The 5,464-nt window shown below is 62.3% G+C and carries 7 protein-coding genes; 1 reads left to right on the top strand and 6 read right to left on the bottom strand.

Annotation, left to right across the window (positions count from 1 at the left end):
* Nucleotides 1-37: 37 nt before the first annotated feature.
* The 6 genes from SM757_RS34440 to SM757_RS34415 are packed head-to-tail and all read right to left on the bottom strand — an operon-like array spanning nucleotide 38 to nucleotide 5,169.
* Entirely contained in the window at nucleotides 38-1,138 is a 1,101-nt protein-coding gene (locus SM757_RS34440; RefSeq protein WP_322468782.1) for a pyridoxal phosphate-dependent aminotransferase, read from the bottom strand.
* Nucleotides 1,139-1,156: 18 nt separating this feature from the next.
* Nucleotides 1,157-1,885, bottom strand: a complete 729-nt coding sequence (locus SM757_RS34435; protein ID WP_322468781.1) for a class I SAM-dependent methyltransferase — start codon at nucleotides 1,883-1,885, stop codon at nucleotides 1,157-1,159.
* Nucleotides 1,886-1,914: 29 nt separating this feature from the next.
* Entirely contained in the window at nucleotides 1,915-2,892 is a 978-nt protein-coding gene (locus tag SM757_RS34430) for a C-terminal binding protein (protein ID WP_322468780.1), read from the bottom strand.
* 36 nt (nucleotides 2,893-2,928) lie between these two features.
* On the bottom strand, nucleotides 2,929-3,231 hold the full coding sequence (locus SM757_RS34425) for an AzlD family protein (protein WP_322468779.1): 303 nt from the start codon (nucleotides 3,229-3,231) through the stop codon (nucleotides 2,929-2,931).
* A complete protein-coding gene (locus SM757_RS34420) occupies nucleotides 3,228-4,007 on the bottom strand; it encodes an AzlC family ABC transporter permease (protein ID WP_322468778.1) in 780 nt (259 codons plus the stop codon). The genes SM757_RS34425 and SM757_RS34420 overlap by 4 nt, the downstream gene beginning before the upstream one ends.
* Nucleotides 3,991-5,169: a KamA family radical SAM protein gene (locus SM757_RS34415; RefSeq protein WP_322468777.1), complete on the bottom strand. Its 1,179-nt coding sequence runs from the start codon at nucleotides 5,167-5,169 to the stop codon at nucleotides 3,991-3,993. Before SM757_RS34415 ends, SM757_RS34420 begins: the two co-directional genes overlap by 17 nt.
* Before the next feature lie 118 nt (nucleotides 5,170-5,287).
* Here SM757_RS34415 and SM757_RS34410 point away from each other — a divergent pair, with 118 nt between their 5' ends.
* Nucleotides 5,288-5,413 (top strand): hypothetical protein, encoded by a 126-nt coding sequence (locus SM757_RS34410; RefSeq protein WP_322468776.1) that lies wholly within the window; start codon nucleotides 5,288-5,290, stop codon nucleotides 5,411-5,413.
* The last annotated feature ends 51 nt before the right edge of the window (nucleotides 5,414-5,464 follow it).

Below are 5,464 nucleotides of genomic sequence, written 5' to 3'. Positions count from 1 at the left end.
GGCTTTTTAGTGTCGCCTTGATTCTGAAAAAGGTTTTTCAGTCCAGCCGGCTGTGGGCCTGTAGCGCATCCAGCAGTGACTCATCGAAAGCCTGAGGCTGGACGGTGATGCGCAGCACATCTGCCATGGCCGGATGCGCCGGCCTGTGGATGGCAATCTGTTGCTGCCACAGCCGGCGCTGCAGTGCAGATGCGCTGTCGCTGCTGGTGCAGCGGACCGTGACGAAATTGGTTGCACTCGGCCAGGCCTCCAGGCCGCGAGCCAGCAACTGGCTGCGCAAGCGCTCGCGCTCCAGCAGGGTACGGCTACGAATCTGATGGGCGAGCGGGCTGTCCAGCAGATGCGACAGCAAAGCCTGCGAGAGCCCCGATACCGAGTAGTGAATGCGCCGAAAACGCGCCACCTCCAACAACGGTGTTTCCGCAATCATGCATCCAAGGCGCAGTCCTGCCAGCCCCAAACTCTTGGAAAAGCTGCGAACCCGGATGACACCCGGCATTGCCTGGGCCTTGCGCGGCTCCGCGGCGAAGTCTGCGTAAGCCTCGTCGAGCAACAGCAGGCAGCTTGGCGGAAGGGCCTTGGCGAATGCTTCAAGGCGTTCAAAGGGATGAGTACTTCCGGTGGGGTTGTCCGGGTCGGCCAGGTAGACCAGACCCGCTTTATGCAGCCAAGCGGCGGCGTGCAAGCCGTCGAGATCGGTGTGGCGCCCCTGAGCGGAGAGGGCATAGGGAACTTCGACCAGCGGCAGTCCCAGCCCCGCCGCGAAATAGGCCAGTGTGGGGTAGGTGCCCGCGCTGGTGATGACGGGCTGCTGTTGGCTGCAGGCGGTACGCAACGCGAGCAACAGCAGACTGTCGGCGCCGGCATCGATCAGCAACTGCTCCGGGTCTGCATGCCAGCTCTGGGCCAGACGCTGGCGCAATCCAGCAGCGGACGGGTCGGGGTATTGGCGCAGCAGTTCAGGCCACATCGGCGCGAGCTGCTCGCAAGCGTCGCGCAGTTGTCCATCACCGAGCGGCCAAGCCTCGTTAGCGCCAAGCCGTGCCACTATAGGATGTCCGAGTTGAGCCTCCAGCCAAGCCATTCCCGGGAAGGGGTTGGGCAACAGAGGACCGGGGATGGGCGCGAGCAGTTTCATGGTGCAGGAAGGTAGACGTCAATGATCCCGTTGCAGGGCCAAGTAGAGCCGGCCCTTGTCTGTGTCAGCAAAACAGTCCTGGAGTCTCAGGCTGTGCCCGGTGCAGGCCTTGGCCAGCACCGCAGCGCTGTAGCAACGCTGGATAAGCCGGTCGTTGCAGACGCTGCGGCCTTGCGGGTCGACGAACTGAAGGTCGACTTGCAGCAGGCCGCTCTGCGTGTCGAACCCGGCAATGCGGGCGATGCGTGTCCAAGACTCAGCATCGACATGGAATGACGCGTGACCCGAGAAGTAATCGGTGTTGACGATCTCAGGGAGGTAGGCGTCCAGGTAGAGCGTGCCCCCGGGCAGCAGCGCGGTCGACAATGCTTCCAAAGCGTCATTCAGTGCCAAATCGTCAAGCAGATGCGCCGTCACCGCGCCTGGCATGCAGATGCAGGAAAAGCGCTCGTGAAAAGGTAGCTTGCGCACATCCGCCAGCACAGCTTGCGCGTCTGGCCGCCGACGCTGCATAGCGTGCAACATCCCAGCGTTCAGGTCGCATAGCACCAGCGGCGCGGCCAGGCGTTCTGGCAGCATGGCGCTGTAGCTGCCGACGAACAGCAGCTCGCCAGCCGGCGGCTGAGCCAAGAACGCGCCCAAGAAGAACTCGTGCGCGAGATCCGGCAGGGCGCGCTGTGCGTAGAAGGCCAAATGAACCTCGGCCCAGGCGACATAGACGCTAAGTGCGCACGAGCCATGGACCATGCCCGGCTCCGGTGCCGAATCCTTCATCCTCAAGCGGAGGCAACAGCGCTCAGCACGTTTCGGTGATGCCCCTGTTCGAGCAGGCCGCGCAGGCATTGCGCGGCTTTGATTCGCAACTCGGCCAGCGCGGGGTCGGCGTAGAAGGCAACGTGCGGCGACCACAGCACGTCTGGGCTGGAAGCCAACGGCTCTGGCGGACGCTGGGTCTCGTCGGCGAAGACATCCAGGCCCACACCCGCCAGACTGTTGGCGGCAATGGCTGCATTCAGAGCCTGGGGATCGATGATCGGTCCGCGTGCGGTGTTGACCAGATACTTTCCGTCCAGCCTGGCGAGCGCCTCGGCGTCAATCAAATGTCGTGTCGTTGGGTTCAGCGGGGCGTGGATGGACAGCAGCTGGCAGCGTTCGAGCAATTCATCCAAGCTTTCGCAGCGCTGGACGCCCACGGCCTTGTCCCAGCCACTGGGCCGCTCGGGGTCATAGAAGCTGACTTCACAGCCCAGCGCCTGGAAGCGACGTGCGACCGCGGTGCCAATGCGTCCCAAGCCCAGCAGCCCTACGTTGAAGCCTCGCAGCCGGGGCATGCCGCCCACTTGACGCCAATCCCAGCAGCCGCCGCGGACCAACTGGTCGCCTCGGGGCAGCCGCCGCAGCAGGGCCAGTGCCATCGCCAGCGTGTGGTCAGCCACCTCCTCCGTGCCATAGTCTGGAACATTGGCCACCTGGATGCCTTTGCCGGCGGCTGTACCCAGATCGATGTTGTCGTAACCGACGGCTGCGCGAACGATGGCGCGACAGGAGGTCAACTGCTGCAGTGCCCCAGCGTCCAGCGGCACCAGGTGCCAGGAGATGAATCCGTCGCAGGCGCGTGCCCATTCCGGCAACTCGGCGACGCTGCTCACGTGAAAGAGCTGCAGCTCGGCCACGCCGTCGAACACTTGTTGCTCAAGGTCGGGCTGCAGGACGTAGGAATGGTGCTTGGAGTCGAGGATGCCGATCTTGTACATGGACAGTGAAATTCGATTCGAAAATGGACTGAGCTTTCAGCTCAGGAAGTAGCGCCAGGCCGCACAGCTACCGGTTCCCAGCAGTACGCCCAGCAGTGGACTGCGGCTGGTTAGCACCACGATGAGCGTGACCACGGCTGCGCTCCAAAGCGACGCATCCGGTGCCTGTAGCAGCTTCGGGCCGATCAGCGCAGCGAGCACAGCGACGGGGAGATGCCCCAGCAACCGCTGGAGGTACGCAGAACGCACTCGCTGCAGCGGCAGGAAAACGCCCCCGATGCGTGTCATGTACGTGCATGCAGCCATCAGCAGGATGGCGAGCAGCTCGCGGGCGGTCATTGCGGCTCCTTCGGTACTGTTGGTTCGACGTGGCCCTCTGGCGACCCCGTCAGCGTTGCAACGACAGCGCTGGCGCCCAGCGCAGCAACAAACACTGCAAGCGTGCCTAGGCCAGGCAGCATCGAGAGCAACCAGGCAAGCGCCGCCGACAGCAGGCTGACCGCAAGGTCGGTGCGACGCTTGTGCATCAGCACCAAGAGCGAGAGGAACATCGCGATGAAAGTGAAGTCCAGCCCCCAGCGCGCCGGGTCTGAGATGGTCGCGCCCAGTTGCGTGCCGACGAGACTGCCACTTACCCAGCCACAATAGATCAAGCCACCGCAGGCAACGAAGTAGCGCAGGGTTGGTGAACGCTGCTTGAAGCGATGTTCGGACAGCGCCCAGCTCTCGTCGATCAGCAGCAGCGAGAACGCCGCCGCAACGCGACCTCGACCATAGGGTGCAAGTTGAGGGGCCAGGCTGGCGCTCATCAGCAGGTGCCGTAAATTGACCGCCAACGTGGTGAAGGCGATTGTGGCCACAGGCAGCACCGCCGCCCCATCACGCCAGAAGTCGATTGCCACAAACTGCGAGGCCCCGGCAAACACGAGCGCGCTCATCAGCGTAGCCGCGCCCGCCGACAAGCCGTTGCGAACGCACAGCAGGCCGAACACCAGACCAAAGGCAAAGCCGCTGACCACGATGGGCAGAGCATCCCACGCCGCCTGTGAGACCTCACCGCTTGCTCGTTTCTGAATCCGAGCAGCTTTGAGATCGACATCAGCCGGGGAAGACACAGAGTTCATCCTTCCAGTTGCGGAACGTGACGAACTCGCGACCATCACGAACTTCAAGCTTCGGCGACTCGCCTGACAGGCTCAGCGGCACTGAGTACTTTCCAGTTCGATGCGGCAACACGAGCTCGGGCACCGCCATGTTGGAGATCCGCCGCTTCATCTGCTTGATGATGGCCACGCCCTTGCTGATGTCGGTGCAGAACTGCGTGTCCCCCGGCGAGAACGGCATGAACTGATAGAGGTAGTGCGGCAGCACCCCGTGGCGGTAGAGAGCCAGGCATAGCGGCTTCATCACGTCCAGTTCATCATTGACGCCAGCCAGCAACGGAATATTCGCGAACAGCAGCGGCACTGCCTGCCTGAGCTTGGCGACAGCAGCGATGAACTCGGGAGTGATCTCGCGCGGATGGGCCACATGCAATCCGACCGCGGTCACGCGGGTCTCACGCAGTGCGGCAAGCAATTCATCAGTGACCCGGAAAGGGTTGAAACTGAGCGCGCGCGTGTGAAGGCGGATGACCAGTTCAGGTCGCAATGCGCGCAGATCTTCCAGCATTGCGCGCAGCTGCGCATCGGCATGCATCAAGGGCTCGCCGCCGCTGACGATGGCCTCATCCAGTTCGGGGTGCGAGGCGATGTAGTCCAGCGTAGCCGCCCAGTCCGACTTCCGGAATTTTCCCTTGTCAGTTTCGGTTTCCAGCGTACGCAGAGCTTCGTAGCAGAACTGACAGTACGCATGGCAGATGTTCGAGACGCGAATGATCACCCGGTTGTCGTACTTGTGTTGACAGATCGGCGTGACCATCTCATGCGGCAGCTCCCAGTTGTCAGTCTCTCCGTCGTAGCTGAGCTCGCCCGTCGAGGCGTCTGTCCATGCGGGCACGACCTGTAGCCACAGCGGATCCTTGTCTATCGGCTGTCCATTGATCCCGCTTCGGATCAGGTCTGCGTAGTACGGAGTGATGCCAAGCTTTCTTCCATCCAGGCGCTCGCTGATGCGTGCGAGCAGAGGTGAGTCCTTCAGCTCTGGAAAAACGTTGACCAGGGCTTCGACGTTGGTGATGGCATTTTGTTGCTGCCATTTCCAGGACGTCCAAGCAACGTTTTCGGACATGGGCAGCTGTTGCCTGGTTTCAGCCCCGGCGGTGACGGTTATGTTCATGGGTCCTCCAAATATTTGTAGCACAAGGTTACCGAAAGGAATTTATGTAACTTTGTGCTACGTCAAGCAATCGTTTGGAGAAGATCGGTTGTAGGTGTGCTTGGGTGGCACGGCGCTGATGTCGTTGGCGCGAGGGCACTGCGTGGGCAAGGGATGGCCCAGCCATGTTGTGAGCTACCGGCATGTCGTCCGCGCGCTGCGCCGCAAGTCCTTGGCGCTGCTCAATCTGGTCTACCGCAAGTAGCTCTTCCCGCGCGAGGCCTACCGGCTGACGTTCGAGCATGTGTGCGAGCAG

It is taken from the genome of Azohydromonas lata, assembly GCF_034427735.1.
Classification (GTDB): domain Bacteria; phylum Pseudomonadota; class Gammaproteobacteria; order Burkholderiales; family Burkholderiaceae_C; genus Azohydromonas; species Azohydromonas lata.
The sequence above is the reverse complement of the archived record's forward strand: the minus strand, read 5'-3'. Positions and strand labels throughout refer to the sequence as shown.